This is a genomic window from Legionella stuttgartensis (assembly GCF_977063405.2).
This window is the reverse complement of record NZ_CDRUHA020000060.1, coordinates 317,881-332,102: the sequence shown is the minus strand read 5'-3', so window position 1 is coordinate 332,102 and position 14,222 is coordinate 317,881. Positions and strand designations below refer to the sequence as shown.

The window sequence follows — 14,222 nt, the reverse complement described above, 5'->3', positions numbered from 1 at the left end:
TTGCATCTCCTGAGGAGTGGGACTTCGGTCACGTTGACCCTTGCTCATTTCTACATCAAGCCCCCTTCTCACAATTTGCAACGCATACCTGTTTTCCTTAATTTTATAAGTACGATCAATGATGTTAAAAATAGTAGATAGAACTTAAAATGGCAACAATTGCTGCTTAAGAAATTCAATAACACTTTATTCCGGAAAATGAATACGCTAGAATGATTTTCAATCGATTTTTATTTGATAATCAAACAGACTTACTGATGTGCCAGTATAGTATCAATGTTTCATAATAGCTTAGTTGCGCTGTATCTTGATTAATACATCGAAGTAACCTAAAGAATGGAGTCATTATGGATAGTAAAAATAAAGAAACGTTTGAAGAAATAGACAATCAAATCGATGGAATCGTGGTTTATCTTTTGAAAAAATACGCAATGAAAAACGAATTCTCAGCAAAAGTTGATGCTGATTTGCCAGAAGAAATTGAAGCATAAGCGCAAGTTCAGTGATAATACATGTATTTTGTTTCAATTTAACAAAAATTAATGTGGATTTTACAAGAAGCTCCGCGGACGATGGCCCGCGGAATTTCAATGGTGGGTTTTTCATTAACTTATCTAATTTTACAACGTTTAGCCTATCAAGAAAAAAATAAAGGTGCCATAGATAAACTAAACCACTTGCACTTCCTCCGCTAAAAGACCTTTCTGTCCTTTACCTTGTTTAAAGACAACCGCATCACCTTCTTGAAGTGTTTTAAAACCATCTCCTTGAATGGAACTAAAATGTACAAAAAACTCCTGATCATTGCTTTGAATAAATCCAAAACCTTTGCGTTCATTAAACCACTTTACTGTTCCTTTTATTTTTTCTGACATTTCATATTCCTTTATTATTAGCAGTTCAAAGCAATGGTTTTTTATTGAAAAAATACTTAATGAAAACTAGTTTTAAGTCCGTTTAAATGACTATGAATCCAGGATAATTCATTTTAAATTCTAGGTATTTTTTATACAATGGCGGTTTTACTTAAAAGAATTAAGGTAAATGGGCAGTTCCGCTAATATTTTTAAAAATTAACAGTAGGATTTATTATCCTCCTACTAAAAGTTTTTCACAGTTACTTGTGGTTGTACAGTCATCGAAACTACATATTCTGCTTCTAATTGGATGTGATATTCTAAACCAGCATGCAATAAAGCCAGATTATTTTGGGCATCTTCACACATTAACTCTCTTAGCTCCGGATTACTTACGATTGCAGTTGCTCTTTCTCGTGCCAAATCTAATGGTGATTTCATAAAAAAAGCATTTGGATCGATGCTGGTACCGTCACCATACTCTTGATTGAACACTTCCTCTCTCGCCATAAAGAAATTTAACGGAATAAAAATTGGTTTACCATTAAAGTCATAAAGTTGCCGATCATCAGCACGTGTACAATAATAAGGAATTGAAGCAGAGGCCGCTTCGTTTAATAGCTCTTGGTTATAATTATTCTCACCAGCATAGATAACTGCCTTAGGTAAAGGCATTACTGGCAAATATCTTGATATCTTATCTTCACATTTTTCTTCCCTATCTCCCTTATCTTTTTTTTGAGATTGAATTTTCTCATACTGACTTAAATCATCTTGATAGGTCTGTAAACCTACTTTTAACTTCTTCTCAGCATATTCCTTAAATGATTCATAAGAAAAGTTTTGGCTACAATATTCAATATTTTGTCTTCCAAAATCTTGGGTTGCAAAAGGAATAACACGTATACACATCTCTCTCACTTTGTCTTGATCAAACCATTTTAAAAAATCATTATCTTCGGTAATAACATTTAAACCATGCCGATAACCGGCCATAAAAGATTCTTGATTTACAGCATAGGAAGTTAATTGTTGTGTATCCGCATCATAATAATACGCACGATTTTTTGCCGTAAACTCGCGCGCTCCTTCAACTTTATTATTAATATCACTATGATAATAATAGGTCTCGCAGTTCATTGAAAATGGAGAGATTGCTCCTGTTAAAGGGCCTTGTAGTGGCTGAAAAAGAAAAGAACAACCCGAAAATGTCGGAGTTACAAGCGGATTAAAAATACACTCTGCATCAATAATGGTGGGTTTTTTTCGAGAAATAATCAAATTTTCATGATGAAAATCAGAGCCAGAAACAGACTGAACTAATAGAACAGTCATTCCCATGATGTATGAAAATTGTTGAGCTTCCTTTTCTGTCCTCAAAATACAAGAAGAATTCTCATCTTGAGCAGCTAAAGATAATGCTTCGCTAAACTTAGCCCGCCCTACTTTTGTTGCCATATCATGGTCCAAATGCGATTGTGAGGGTAAAAATTCAATATAACCATAGTGCTGAGTAACAGATTTTGAGGCGGGATCGTCAGTTCTTGGTAAGATTAAATAAGTTGGGATAGTTTCTAATGCACGCCTATTAAATATTTCTGCTAAACTCTCATGTCCTTCATAACTTGCATCTAATTTTTTTAGACTGTTCACATCACCGACGAGCATAGCATCGGCTTGAACAGAGGTTGGCTTATAAACAATTTTAAGTTCTTTTTCATCCTTGTCTCTAAATGTCAAAAAATAAACTTGTTGGCCTTGCTTATGCATATCGCTACCGCTTGGTGTAATACCAACTAGTTTTGGCTCGTTCATCGTACTTAAAAAACCTTTTTCTAGTACTGGGAAATCATGTTCAATACGTTGAAGCATTTTCTCGATATTTCGTATCGCATCTTGCTGAATTTGACGAAGCGATTGTTCCATTTGAGGATAATGAGCAAAATATTCAGCAAAATCTTTGCGCTGTGCATAATATTTTTTAAGTTCATCTCTCAAAAAGGCATCAAAATACGCATTTTCCTCGTTTTCTGTCATTGGTTTTTTTTCCGTCCGACGATTTAATGCGATTTCCCTCATGAGTTTGTTTATCGTTTTATAATCAGCATCTACAGGAATTCCATATTCTTGTTCCCGATATTGTTTTAAGTCATGTTCAATAAACGATACTATGTGTTGATCCATCACTCCTGCCAAATGTTCAAGGATCACACTTAAAGACTTTTTATCTATATTAAATATTTTTGATTGAGGTTCAAAGAATTGCAGCGTATATGACTTTAAAGTTTTTTCATTTTTAACAAAATAGTTCTCGAGTTGATGAACTAAATCTCTTAACAATACAGCATATGCACTAACGTGCCTCGCATCCGGTGAAATAGCCTCTATTTCATCTAATTTTTTCGATTCAAATAACACTCGGGCTCTCATGATGACCTCTATCAGCACATCCTTATTATATTATAGACATGCAGGTCACAGTATTGAGCCCCACTGAGTCCTTGAAAATCCGCTTCACCTTGGTTAATAGATATCTCTTGTTAAAGATTAAACAAGAGATGTATGAGTTATATATTCATTGGGAGCTATATCATATTTTTCTCGGTTTTGCTTTAAATATTCCTTTAAACTATCTGGAATTTTATCATCCAGATGATTGTCATACAGAAATGTAACTAGCTTTGTAGGGCTATTTTCATCAAAAGAAACGTGTCCTTTTTCAGTAACTTCACCTAGTTGTTGAGCAAGCTTGCTGTTTTTACCAAATCTTTCAGTTGCAATAATCTTATCATGCACTAAACGTGCCGCTTGTAACCTAATAAATTCATTACAATCTGGGTGTTGAGATATGGAATTTAAAAAATCAATTTCTTGAACTCTATCGCTCTGTCTCAATACATTTATCTTAATCCAACGCCAAAATGATTTATGTTCATCATGATATGCTTGTTCGTATACCTTTTTTACATGGGGAATCACTTCTTCAAGCCGTACCTCTTCTCCTTCCTCAATATCTCTTAATTGATGATCGGCTATAGCTAACGCGACCTCCTCTAATGTGTTTTTATATGAAGTGATATTGCCTGCAAGTGTTTTATGTTCTTTTTCTAAGTTTACCATTGATATTGATTGGTTGTGTATGCCCAGGTGGCACTCACTAAAAACTTTTAAAGCGGCATAGTACTGCATTGTTGATTTTTCAAATTCCTCCTTTTTTTCTTTAAAACCTCCTTCTTTTATTGATTTTGCAGCATCCTTTTTTTCTTTAAAACCTCCTTCTCTTATTGATTTTGCAGCATCCTCAAATTTTTTCTTGGCTAGCTCAAACTCTATTATAAGCTCTGCATATTGATCCCCTCTTTTTTCCCGATTATCTCCCTTTATAATCTCATCCTTTAGTTTGTTCATGACAGATGAGAAGGATGATTCAAAAAATCGCGAGGCTCCCTTTGGCAGTTGCATTTTTATAAGAGCATCATCTAATTGTTCAATTTCATGTTTAGAAAGAGCCATTTATTTTCTCCTCTTTGCTTGGAGTACCACTAAAAGCTAATACTTACTCACTCAACGAATAGAAATATAAAAAACATACCTCTTAATTTTCTAATTATAAGCCATTTTTTGTTCTTTCATAAAACACTATGAGCGTATAATTGACCTAGCAAGGAAGCTTCTTACACTCATTCACTTTTTATCATTATAAAATACGATTGATTAAGAACTGATTAACGAATATTTAGTTTGTTAAGAAAAACGAAAACATTAAGCATCTTTCCCATATTTGAACAAAAATATAGTTTGAATAAGAAAGCGGTACTGCGGTCAACTCTTTGACCTCATTTTTTTATAACCCAAATGATTATCAACATTAATAAAGCCACTGGGGTAATAAAAAGCATCATTAATGGCCAAAGATTCGAACCCAGGAAGAGCGCAAAAACAGTATAAGCAAGCAAAGGAAGGCTAATTAATAAAGGAATGCAAGCATACGTTCTCCTTCTACCAGACCATGTCCATAACAATCTTATCTGTAAAATCCAGTATATGGGTATCGAAAAAAAAAGTAATTGTACAAAGAGAATATCCCAAGTTGAAAGAGATTCTGTGGGTCTCACACTGGCTTGCTGTTGCTGATTCAGCTCATTGACCCAAGGAGCCTTGGGATTCGATAAAGTACTGTTATCCTCCTGCCAGACTGCTGAAAGTGAAATGGATTGGGTTTCCAAAGGCTGCCAATTGGCATTATAAACCGTGACCATTACGGAATCGATTTTTGCCCCCTTAGTATAAGATACCCAAGCAATAGCTTGCCCCTCACCTACAGAGTAGGCTTGGGAGGGATTCATATGAATATTATCCTTTATCTCCTTTCCAAGATATGTTCCTATAGCCTGGAAACGTAATGGCTGCTCACTTTGATAATGAATAAGAACATACAGCGCTTCGTCTTGATGTAATACTGCAGGTGATGCCGGACTTGTCTCACTCAGTTCTACATTCAAAGCCCTCGCTATGGTGGTATATGATAACAATAGTCCGATAAAAACAATTAGAACCAATTTACTTCGAGATACTCTAGAACGAACGAATGATTCATTGCTAGAGTAAAATGCTCTACTAAAGGAACGATTCCGTGTCATGGTATACCTTGGATCAAGTAGATAATTACAGATTAGTATGACAAAACCTATCGGTCAAACCGGAACTGTCCTGTTCGCTCAGACAGCAAATTGTTTAAAAGAATGTTGAGAAAGGTGAAATAAAATCCCGTATTATGTTTTGTAATACGGGATTTTTGTAATTAGTGTCGTGCTTTTTCTTTTGCTTGACCGAATAGCCAATCAAAACTAACTTCAAGCTCATCAGCAATTTTATGCATAGAGGGAGCATCTAGAGCAACCACACCATATAACAGCGCTTCTATTTTATATTTAGGTAATTCAAATAATTTAGAACATACTTGAACTCGTTCTGTCATTAAGGCTGGAACACCTAGTTCATCAAGCTCATAGTTCAAACGTTCAGTGAGTTTTTTGTTTGACATGTTAATCTCCTCTTGCCTTTTCATCAGTGTAAAACAATTAAGCTTAAGGATTGATTAACAAATAATTTTTTTATAAAAAAATTGGGTCATTCAATGGAATCTATTTAACTCCCTACTTGCCGCGCTTTATGCGAGGTATCCAAAAGATGTTATTGCAGCACAGAAGGTTCTGATTAGGATAGACCGTTGTTCTGGATACCGCGCATAAAGCACGGTATGTGGGGGTTTAAGATTTCGCGTGGATCGCTTAGGGACAAACCGCGGGGCGTAGGAAATGAATGAAGAGGATACCTCCGACTTTTTCATGGCTAAGAGAAATTAAATAACACCAAGCCATTATTGTCTTCTCCATTACTTATAGCGCAAAACCAATCGACAACTAATTTTTGCTTATGCAGAATTGGGTCGAAGAAATCCACGTGCAGTGTCGCGGTATTATCATCAAAAACACTTAAGCGACCAGAAAGCGTTAAGAACTCCCCTGAAGAACTCTCTATCAAAATTTTCATGGACGTAGTGACAGTATCGAAAGTGCGATCTTCAATCTTTACTTTGCCATGAAAAAACTGAGTAAAATTAAAGCGAGTTGTAGCTCCTTCTAATTTTCTTCTTATTTGATCCTGAAGTGCGGAGCCTGTCACTTCACAGTCATCAAAATGAATAATTGCGCGGACATCATTACCACTCTCAACCGCTGCCACTAATTGAAGAAAACTAGTGATATTGTTAGTAGGCGTAAGTGGGGTGATGTTCGTTTGCGCATTGGACTGACTTAAGGAAAGCAGCAGTACAATTCCAACCACAATTGATTGCCAAATTCTCATTATATCCTCCGTGATACTTTACTTATTTGGAGTTTTTCCTCATATAGAGAGAAATAACTCCATCATTTATTTTGCCATTCAAACAGGAGACTTTAGATACATTAAGTGTAGTTCCATGTTCCATTTTGTCCATATTTTCTTATTTTTATAAAGTTGCTTTCATTTACAGATTATGATTTGATTTGGTAAAGGAATTAACTAATTAGTAAAATGATATACGCTCTCTTCGTGCTTATCTTAATCTTTCTACTAATTCTGGTGCACAAGCATTTCATAGCATTTAATCGAGTACTCCCAACTTTATCCTCTTATACATCCCAAGGTAATACTTTAGAACACGAAGATTTGTTGACTCTTTTTGATAAATTTAATTATGAACACGATGACGGTGTGTGCCATGGTTTTACCTTAACCTGGGCTCAAGAAGCAGCATTGGGTTTTGACTATCAATTTTATAATCGCCTAAATCTGATTAAACGAGAAAAGCAGACCTTACCCAATAGCCTATACGCCATCACTGAAAAAATAAAATTAAGTCAAACTCTATCTGAAAAAGAACAAAAACGGAATGAAATAAGGCCTTTTTTGGAGGCCATATGCCTGGCTCAGTCCCCTAATGATTACTATGAGTTCTATGCTCAGGCACTCCAACAATCGAATATCGATGCAATCTACAAAATGATCCAACTTCATCTCTGCAGAACTAAAAATACAGTTAAAAACTTATTTGGCAAAACAATGAGTTTTGCATCTCCTCGAGATGTAACCCAATTTTTATATCAGCTCAACGAACTCCTCTTCACTAAAAATGATGTCGTAATAGTCTGTAGTAGCGAAGAACACACTGTAGGTTTTAAAAAGTATAAAAACAATGAATGGTTATTCATGGATATCAACCACTTATATGAACAAAGTGAGGATTATCCTTATCAACTTTTAACAAGTGAAGAACTTTGTCCCGTATTATATCAATCTCTTTTTGAGACCAGTAAACAATTAGTATTTCATTGTTCCTTTATTGCCAAACCTGGCCAACGAAATTTAACCCAGCAAATAAAGTCTCTTGATGCGTTGTACCCCATCAATTTAAGGAACGCTCAAATCAGCAATTGTCGCGGTTATGGTGCACTGGCCATTGGAGTTCAAAATGATGACAGGAACACGGTTTCGAAAATACTGAGATTACATAATACATTTCCTGTAATTAGCCAATCTGAATTAAAACATGCATTCTTTTATGCTGCGGCCTGCAATCGCTCGCATATTATGAATCAACTAAAAAATATTCCAAAAATTGATATCAACAGTCCTTGTGATAATGGGAGCTCGCCTCTTGGTGTTTCCTGCGAGTATGGAAATGAAAGCGTGGTTCAACTGTTGCTTCGGGATAGTAATATTAAGGTGAATATCAAGGACTCCGAAGAAATGACACCATTAATGCTGGCATGTCAATCATCATACACACAAAAAAATCCTGCATTATTTAAGTTGCTTTTAGACGCTGGAGCCGAAATCGAGCTCACAAACCTCAACGGAGAAACCGCTTACGAGATCGCAAAGAATCACAATAATCAGGCGGCATTGAGTGTGATGACCCCTTATAGTTCAAAAACTCATCACCTCACTCCTGATGCCTCCTATGCGCGATCCGTTGCAACACGTCTCCAATCAACGCGGATGCTTTCCTCTTTAAAACATACTTTTTTTGATACCCAAGACTCGGCGCCGACTGCAGAAGAGGCATTACGTACTGCTGGGAATTCAAACGTTAGATAAGGTGCAAAATACTCTTAAATCATGGTATTCGAATGTTCTTCTTGTCATGATTCAGTAAATTACTATACTTATTTTATTTATTAGTTCTTAAGGATATAAGCTAATGCAAAAAATAACACCCTGTCTCTGGTTTGATAACCAAGCTGAAGAAGCGGCTAATTTTTACATTTCTATTTTTAAGAATGGGAATATTGAAAAAACTTCTTATTATGGAAAAGAAGGCTTTGAAATCCACAAAAGACCTGCCGGCAGTGTTATGACGGTAATTTTTAATCTCAATGGCCAAAAATATATGGCACTTAATGGCGGTCCTCACTTTAAATTCAATGAAGCCATTTCATTCATCGTGAATTGTGATACTCAAGAAGAAATCGATTACTTCTGGAAAAATCTTTCTAAAGGTGGTGAAGAAGGACCTTGTGGTTGGCTCAAAGACAAGTTCGGTGTTTCCTGGCAAGTGACTCCAACAGTTTTGGATCAATTAATGCAAAATCCTGCCACATCAGGAAAAGTAATGAATGCTTTATTGAAAATGAATAAACTGGATATAGCAAGTCTTAAAGCAGCTGCTGACCAATGACTAAAGTAGTCATAATCTCTATCTATGAGTCCGTAGATCCCGAGGACAAGCCGCTGGACGTTGAAGTTGAATATATTTTGTTTAAAACATTAGGCTCTAGCCCAGGACTACCAACATTTTGCAACTGTAAACACATTGCCAATTGTGCTATTTGTCTAGAAATTAAAAATTATTCAATATTTTTAGTAAGTTACTGTACTTATTCAATAATCAAAATTAAATTGAACAGAACTCTTTTAATTCTCCAAGAAATGTGGCATCTATTCATCTTGCATATTCAAGATGATATCAACACTGATAAATTATTTGACGTTTATGCAAGTTAAAAAATAGGGCTCCAACCTAGATACGTCGAGCCAATTTATATTCATTTTTTAAGCGAAAATAGACACAGGAGAAGGATAAAGATATGAATTTCGAAGAATATAGTGTTCAACAAACACTTGGAAAAGATGTAAATCTCAAAATAACTCAGCAAGAATTTGAAGTAAAAGGAGTCTGTAAAAGCTCTTTATTTACGAGTTCGAGTCTTTATAAACATAAAAGGAAGCAACCCTCATGAATGAAAATAACGATTCAGTACAATTACGTTCAAACGAAGAATTAACTAATTTCAGAAAAAAACATTTTTTACCTACCGCAGGATTTTACCACAAAGAACCAATCCAACTCGTCAAAGCCCAAGACACTTATGTATGGGACTCAGAAGGAAAACGTTATCTTGATGCCATAGGCGGAATTGTTTGCATCTCAGCCGGACATAACCATCCTAAAATCAAAAAAGCACTGATTGAAGCTCTTGAAAATGATGTCCCTCAGCACACAAGTCTTCTTTATTTAAATCAAGCACCCATTGAAGCTGCCGAACGCTTGTTGGAAGAGGCCCCATATGGTATGGATAGAGTATCCTTTACGAATTCCGGTTCAGAAGCCAATGAATTGGCAATCATGGCAGCACGCCATGCGACAGGAGAAACTATGGTCGTGAATGTACGTCATTCTTACCATGGCGGAACCTCTGCTGCCCTTGCCTCATGTGGCCATTCAATATGGCGATTCAAGGCACAACCCGTCACCGGCGTAACTTCTGCGCTTGAACCCTACTGTTATCGCTGTCCGTTTAATCAAAAACCCGATAGTTGCGATCTATCATGTGCAAAAAATGTTGAAACAACCATTCAGAATTCAACCCATGGAAAAATCGCAGCCTTTATTCTGGAACCAGTGATGGGTGTAGGTGGCTTTATTACTCCTCCCGATGAATATTTTAGTGAAGTGGCCCGTATTGTTCATAATTACGGTGGCAAATACATCAGTGATGAAGTACAAACTGGGGCTGGTCGTGGGGGAGGTGATCTCTTACTCACAAAAACCTTAGATATCGATGCTGATATGGTGACCATGGCTAAAGGCTTAGGTAATGGTGCTCCAGTCGGCGCTGTGCTTATGAAAAGTGAAGTTGCGGAAACAATGACTGGCAAAACATATTTTAATACGTTTGCAGGCGACCCACTACAAATGATCCAATCTAAGCTGACATTGGAAATTATTAAAGAAGAACAACTCGTTGAAAATGCACGTGCCATGGGAGACTTGTTAAAAGATGGTTTCTGCCAGCTACAAAAGAAATATCCTCTCATCGGCGATGTTCGAGGCCGCGGTTTACTTTTGGGAATTGAATTAGTCAAAGATCCCCAAACAAAAGTACCCGCTTCTGATGAAGCATTTCAATTAATGGATCTTTGCAAGGACAAAGGGCTCTTAGTTGGAAAAGGAGGACAGTTTGGTAATGTCTTCCGAATAGCGCCACCTTTAACAATTAATCGAGAGCAGGTCAATTTCATCCTTGAAACACTCGATCAGGCGTTATCAGAACTGTCACACGCTTATATTTCATAACAACCAACCCTAAGGTTGGGTCATTGACCCAACCTTAGTGAATTTTCGAAAGAGTTTAGATGTTTAGTAAAATTGGAAAAAAACTAAGACTCAACATGTACTTCGCGTACTAGAGCTAACCATGCTTTTGCGGCATCAGAAAGATAAGCATCGCGTCTCCAGGTCATTGCCATATTCCATTGAAACTCATCTCCTTCCAATAACGGAAAGGAAATTTGAGGGTTTGACTTTTCACGAGCAATCATTCTTGGCAAAAACGCAACTCCAAGACCTGCAGCAACAAGCTCCAACATAAAATCAATCTGACTGCTTTGGGAAACTACTTTGGGTTCAAAACCCGCCCTATGGCTCGCATCAAGTATAATTCGATATAAGGCAAAACCACTACCAAATAAGATAAATGGCGTATCTTTAAGCTCGGATAAAGAAATTGAATGCCGAGTTGCCAAAGGGTGACTCGCAGCTAGAAGAGCAACTAATGGCTCACTACGGATTAATTGGTTATCGAATTCATCAGAAGTAGTTAATAATGTTCCAGCAAAATCAATTTCCCCAGCCCGTAAACATTCGGCCAGCTTTACGCTTCCGTGTTCAATAAGTTCTACTTCAATACCAGGATAGCGTTGGTTATAACGAGCAAAAAGAGGAGCAAATAGAGTACTGCTTCCCACTGGGGCAATACCAAGTCGCAATCGTCCTTGCTTCAAACCACGAATTTCATCCAATTCTTTAAGAAGATCATCGCGATCGGCGAGAAGTTTAATCCCTCGACGATAAACAATCTCACCCGCAACCGTTGGTACACTACCCTTTTTAGTGCGCTCAATAAGAGGAATACCAAGTTCTTCCTCAAGCTGCTTTATCGCCTTACTCACGGTTGACTGCGTCGCAAAAAGAGTTTCTGCTGCTTTAGAAAAACCACCTTGTCGAACAACCTCAATAAATACCCGAAGTAATTTTAATTCCATGATTATTCCATTTTAGAATGATTATTAGTCTATAAATTCATTTTATTCATATTATGAAAAAGTGTACACTTTATTGAAATGGGAATAATCATAATGAATAAATATATAACATCAAAAATCCAGCACAATTCATTTCTCCAAGTTGGATTAGTATGTCTCTTCTGGTTGTCTAGCGAACTTATTGTTCACTTTTTAAAGCTTCCATTTTCCGGAGGAATTTTTGGTTTGGGAATGGTTTTACTACTTTTAGCAACAAAACGCTTAACCCTCAACCTCATAAAACATGGAGCTGAATTAATCCTTGCAGATATGCTGCTTTTTTTTATTCCTGCGGTACTGGCACTCCTTGAGCATCACGAGTTCATTGGTCTTTTGGGCCTTAAAATTCTCTTCGTTATTTTACTTAGTACCCTTTGTGTTATGTTAGTCACCGGGACTATTGTAGATTACTGTTATCATTGGAGGACTGACCGTGTTAAGTAACATTCGTTCTGGGCCAATAATACAAGCCGTCTTCTGGTCACTTATAACCATTAGTATGTATTTTATTTCCAAAAAATTATATAGACGTTGGCCATTTTGGTGGTTGATGCCACTGGTATTAGCTCCTATCATTATTGCCAGCCTTGTTCTTTTGCTCCATCAAAATTATCAGGATTATTTTCGCGGAACACAATGGTTAGTCCAATTGATTGGACCGATGACCGTTGCGTTCGCAATTCCCATTTATGAGAAACGTGCCCTCATTCGCCAACATTGGCTTGTATTATTAATTGGAGTATTTGTCGGAAGTTTGACTTCCGTATTATCGAGTTGGGAATTAGCGAAACTGGTAGGACTTGATAAAAACATACAATTAAGTCTGTTACCTCGCTCTATCAGTACACCCTTTGCTCTTGAAGCCTCACATAGAATTGGAGGTAACCCTGAATTAACCGCCATATTCGTGATCATTACAGGAATATCGGGAGCGATTATTGGTGATCTCATTCTCAAACGGTTTTCATTCCATTCAACCTTAGCTCGCGGGTCTCTTTTCGGTGCGGGAGCACACGCAGCAGGGGCAGCACAAGCCCATAAAATAGGGAACCCCGAAGGAGCGATTGCGGGCTTAGTTATGATTTTAATAGGTCTTATAAATGTAGTGCTTCTCCCTCTTGCTACCCATTTTCTGAACTAAGTATTGGATACAAAACTGTAGACTGTGAAAATTTTTTGACGCTTCACTCCCGAGGAGTAAAAATTTTCACAAAAAAGTCTAAGAAGCGTGTAAAAATAGATTCCATTAATACAAAAAAAGCTTTAAATTCTATCTTTCGTCTACTAATACTAAGAACTATTTCACCATGCGCTTAAGACTTCTATTTTTATTTCTCTTCTTTGCTAAAGCTGCAATTGCAAGTCCATGGTTCACAGGACCATTACTTGCACCCGCTGGAAAAACCATACCGAGGGGGCATCTAAATTTTGAACCCTATGCATTTTATAGCGGCTATCCACAAGGCTTTAGAAACTTTGAAGTGGTTCCAATTCTCAGCGTCGGAGTATTTAGTTTTGTAGATTTACAAACCTCTGTTCCTTATGATTTCAGTTGGGATAAAGGACAGCATGGAGATGGTGTTGGAGATTACAGCTTGGCTCTAGGATTTCAAGCTTTGCGACAAACAGAAGGTTCATGGCTGCCAGATCTCCGTATAGTTGTACAAGAGGTCTTCCCTACAGGACGCTTTGATAACTTAGATCCTAACAGATTGGGCACCGATCAAACAGGTTTAGGATCTTATCAAACTTATCTTGGCTTTAACTTTCAAAGATTGTTTCTGTTGAAAAATGACCATTATTTACGGACTCGTTTGAGCTTGGTCGGAGCGAAGTTTTCTGATGTCACAGTTCAAGGTGTGAATGTTTTTGGTGGTAGTCCTACGACCGAAGGTAGAGTAAAACTTGATAATAGTTATTCTGCTGACTTAGCGTTTGAGTATACGTTAACCCAAAGCTGGGTTCCTGTTTTTGAAGTGTTGTATGTACACAACCCCAGCAGTCATTTCGAAGGTAATCCAGGATTCACTCCTGGCGGTACTGTTGCAGGTATCGGCGGAAAAGCAAACGAACAAGTATCGCTTGCTCCTGCAATTGAATATAATTTTAACTCCAATCTCGGCCTTATTGGTGGTGTTTGGTTTTCTGTAACAGGACCCCATGCAGCTAAATTCGTAACTGGTGCACTAGCACTTAATTACTACTTATAAAACTCCCATCTTGATGCTTACGCTC

At 37.1% G+C, this 14,222-nt stretch carries 15 protein-coding genes; 8 read left to right on the top strand and 7 right to left on the bottom strand.

Annotated elements, in window-relative coordinates:
* Positions 1-347: 347 nt before the first annotated feature.
* A complete protein-coding gene (locus ACWTEW_RS20845) occupies positions 348-491 on the top strand; it encodes a hypothetical protein (RefSeq protein WP_454780427.1) in 144 nt (47 codons plus the stop codon).
* A gap of 177 nt (positions 492-668) precedes the next feature.
* Here ACWTEW_RS20845 and ACWTEW_RS20840 read toward each other — a convergent pair whose 3' ends face one another.
* From ACWTEW_RS20840 to ACWTEW_RS20815, 6 genes are all read right to left on the bottom strand, one after another.
* Positions 669-875, bottom strand: coding sequence for a cold-shock protein (locus ACWTEW_RS20840; protein ID WP_454780426.1), 207 nt, complete (start codon positions 873-875; stop codon positions 669-671).
* A 225-nt stretch (positions 876-1,100) separates the two neighbouring features.
* Positions 1,101-3,287: a DUF4135 domain-containing protein gene (locus tag ACWTEW_RS20835; protein WP_454780425.1), complete on the bottom strand. Its 2,187-nt coding sequence runs from the start codon at positions 3,285-3,287 to the stop codon at positions 1,101-1,103.
* Positions 3,288-3,404: 117 nt separating this feature from the next.
* Positions 3,405-4,370, bottom strand: a complete 966-nt coding sequence (locus ACWTEW_RS20830) for a hypothetical protein (RefSeq protein WP_454780424.1) — start codon at positions 4,368-4,370, stop codon at positions 3,405-3,407.
* A gap of 323 nt (positions 4,371-4,693) precedes the next feature.
* Positions 4,694-5,497 carry a hypothetical protein gene (locus ACWTEW_RS20825; RefSeq protein WP_454780423.1) on the bottom strand — a complete coding sequence of 268 codons (804 nt, stop codon included), beginning with the start codon at positions 5,495-5,497 and terminating at the stop codon, positions 4,694-4,696.
* A 161-nt stretch (positions 5,498-5,658) separates the two neighbouring features.
* Entirely contained in the window at positions 5,659-5,901 is a 243-nt protein-coding gene (locus ACWTEW_RS20820) for a hypothetical protein (RefSeq protein ID WP_454780422.1), read from the bottom strand.
* Positions 5,902-6,209: 308 nt separating this feature from the next.
* A complete protein-coding gene (locus ACWTEW_RS20815) occupies positions 6,210-6,725 on the bottom strand; it encodes a hypothetical protein (protein WP_454780421.1) in 516 nt (171 codons plus the stop codon).
* Positions 6,726-6,935: 210 nt separating this feature from the next.
* Here ACWTEW_RS20815 and ankG point away from each other — a divergent pair, with 210 nt between their 5' ends.
* The 4 genes from ankG (at position 6,936) to ACWTEW_RS20795 (ending at position 10,980) form a co-directional block, all read left to right on the top strand.
* Entirely contained in the window at positions 6,936-8,501 is a 1,566-nt protein-coding gene (gene ankG, locus ACWTEW_RS20810; protein WP_454780420.1) for a Dot/Icm T4SS effector AnkG/AnkZ/LegA7, read from the top strand.
* 103 nt (positions 8,502-8,604) lie between these two features.
* Positions 8,605-9,081, top strand: a complete 477-nt coding sequence (locus ACWTEW_RS20805) for a VOC family protein (protein ID WP_454780419.1) — start codon at positions 8,605-8,607, stop codon at positions 9,079-9,081.
* A gap of 409 nt (positions 9,082-9,490) precedes the next feature.
* Positions 9,491-9,643, top strand: a complete 153-nt coding sequence (locus tag ACWTEW_RS20800; protein WP_454780418.1) for a hypothetical protein — start codon at positions 9,491-9,493, stop codon at positions 9,641-9,643.
* Positions 9,640-10,980, top strand: coding sequence for an aspartate aminotransferase family protein (locus ACWTEW_RS20795; RefSeq protein WP_454780417.1), 1,341 nt, complete (start codon positions 9,640-9,642; stop codon positions 10,978-10,980). Before ACWTEW_RS20800 ends, ACWTEW_RS20795 begins: the two co-directional genes overlap by 4 nt.
* An 83-nt stretch (positions 10,981-11,063) precedes the next feature.
* Here the strand turns inward: ACWTEW_RS20795 and ACWTEW_RS20790 are convergent, their stop codons facing one another.
* Positions 11,064-11,948: a LysR family transcriptional regulator gene (locus ACWTEW_RS20790; protein WP_454780416.1), complete on the bottom strand. Its 885-nt coding sequence runs from the start codon at positions 11,946-11,948 to the stop codon at positions 11,064-11,066.
* 93 nt (positions 11,949-12,041) lie between these two features.
* Between ACWTEW_RS20790 and ACWTEW_RS20785 the strand changes: the two genes are divergently transcribed.
* The 3 genes from ACWTEW_RS20785 to ACWTEW_RS20775 all read left to right on the top strand — a co-directional run bounded on the left by ACWTEW_RS20785 (position 12,042) and on the right by ACWTEW_RS20775 (position 14,197).
* Positions 12,042-12,431 carry a CidA/LrgA family protein gene (locus ACWTEW_RS20785; protein WP_454780415.1) on the top strand — a complete coding sequence of 130 codons (390 nt, stop codon included), beginning with the start codon at positions 12,042-12,044 and terminating at the stop codon, positions 12,429-12,431.
* Entirely contained in the window at positions 12,421-13,128 is a 708-nt protein-coding gene (locus tag ACWTEW_RS20780; RefSeq protein ID WP_454780414.1) for an LrgB family protein, read from the top strand. Before ACWTEW_RS20785 ends, ACWTEW_RS20780 begins: the two co-directional genes overlap by 11 nt.
* A gap of 166 nt (positions 13,129-13,294) precedes the next feature.
* The gene (locus tag ACWTEW_RS20775) at positions 13,295-14,197 is read left to right on the top strand and encodes a hypothetical protein (RefSeq protein ID WP_454780413.1); all 903 of its coding nucleotides are present in this window, start codon (positions 13,295-13,297) and stop codon (positions 14,195-14,197) included.
* Positions 14,198-14,222 lie beyond the last annotated feature (25 nt).

What these genes read in the sequence shown, in the direction of transcription:
- ACWTEW_RS20830 (WP_454780424.1), bottom strand. Translation starts at nt 4,370, where the DNA reads ATGGCTCTTTCTAAACATGAAATTGAACAATTAGATGATGCTCTTATA.
- ACWTEW_RS20835 (WP_454780425.1), bottom strand. Translation starts at nt 3,287, where the DNA reads ATGAGAGCCCGAGTGTTATTTGAATCGAAAAAATTAGATGAAATAGAG.
- ACWTEW_RS20805 (WP_454780419.1), top strand. Translation starts at nt 8,605, where the DNA reads ATGCAAAAAATAACACCCTGTCTCTGGTTTGATAACCAAGCTGAAGAA.
- ACWTEW_RS20795 (WP_454780417.1), top strand. Translation starts at nt 9,640, where the DNA reads ATGAATGAAAATAACGATTCAGTACAATTACGTTCAAACGAAGAATTA.
- ankG (WP_454780420.1), top strand. Translation starts at nt 6,936, where the DNA reads ATGATATACGCTCTCTTCGTGCTTATCTTAATCTTTCTACTAATTCTG.
- ACWTEW_RS20785 (WP_454780415.1), top strand. Translation starts at nt 12,042, where the DNA reads ATGAATAAATATATAACATCAAAAATCCAGCACAATTCATTTCTCCAA.
- ACWTEW_RS20775 (WP_454780413.1), top strand. Translation starts at nt 13,295, where the DNA reads ATGCGCTTAAGACTTCTATTTTTATTTCTCTTCTTTGCTAAAGCTGCA.
- ACWTEW_RS20800 (WP_454780418.1), top strand. Translation starts at nt 9,491, where the DNA reads ATGAATTTCGAAGAATATAGTGTTCAACAAACACTTGGAAAAGATGTA.
- ACWTEW_RS20840 (WP_454780426.1), bottom strand. Translation starts at nt 875, where the DNA reads ATGTCAGAAAAAATAAAAGGAACAGTAAAGTGGTTTAATGAACGCAAA.
- ACWTEW_RS20820 (WP_454780422.1), bottom strand. Translation starts at nt 5,901, where the DNA reads ATGTCAAACAAAAAACTCACTGAACGTTTGAACTATGAGCTTGATGAA.
- ACWTEW_RS20825 (WP_454780423.1), bottom strand. Translation starts at nt 5,497, where the DNA reads ATGACACGGAATCGTTCCTTTAGTAGAGCATTTTACTCTAGCAATGAA.
- ACWTEW_RS20845 (WP_454780427.1), top strand. Translation starts at nt 348, where the DNA reads ATGGATAGTAAAAATAAAGAAACGTTTGAAGAAATAGACAATCAAATC.
- ACWTEW_RS20815 (WP_454780421.1), bottom strand. Translation starts at nt 6,725, where the DNA reads ATGAGAATTTGGCAATCAATTGTGGTTGGAATTGTACTGCTGCTTTCC.
- ACWTEW_RS20790 (WP_454780416.1), bottom strand. Translation starts at nt 11,948, where the DNA reads ATGGAATTAAAATTACTTCGGGTATTTATTGAGGTTGTTCGACAAGGT.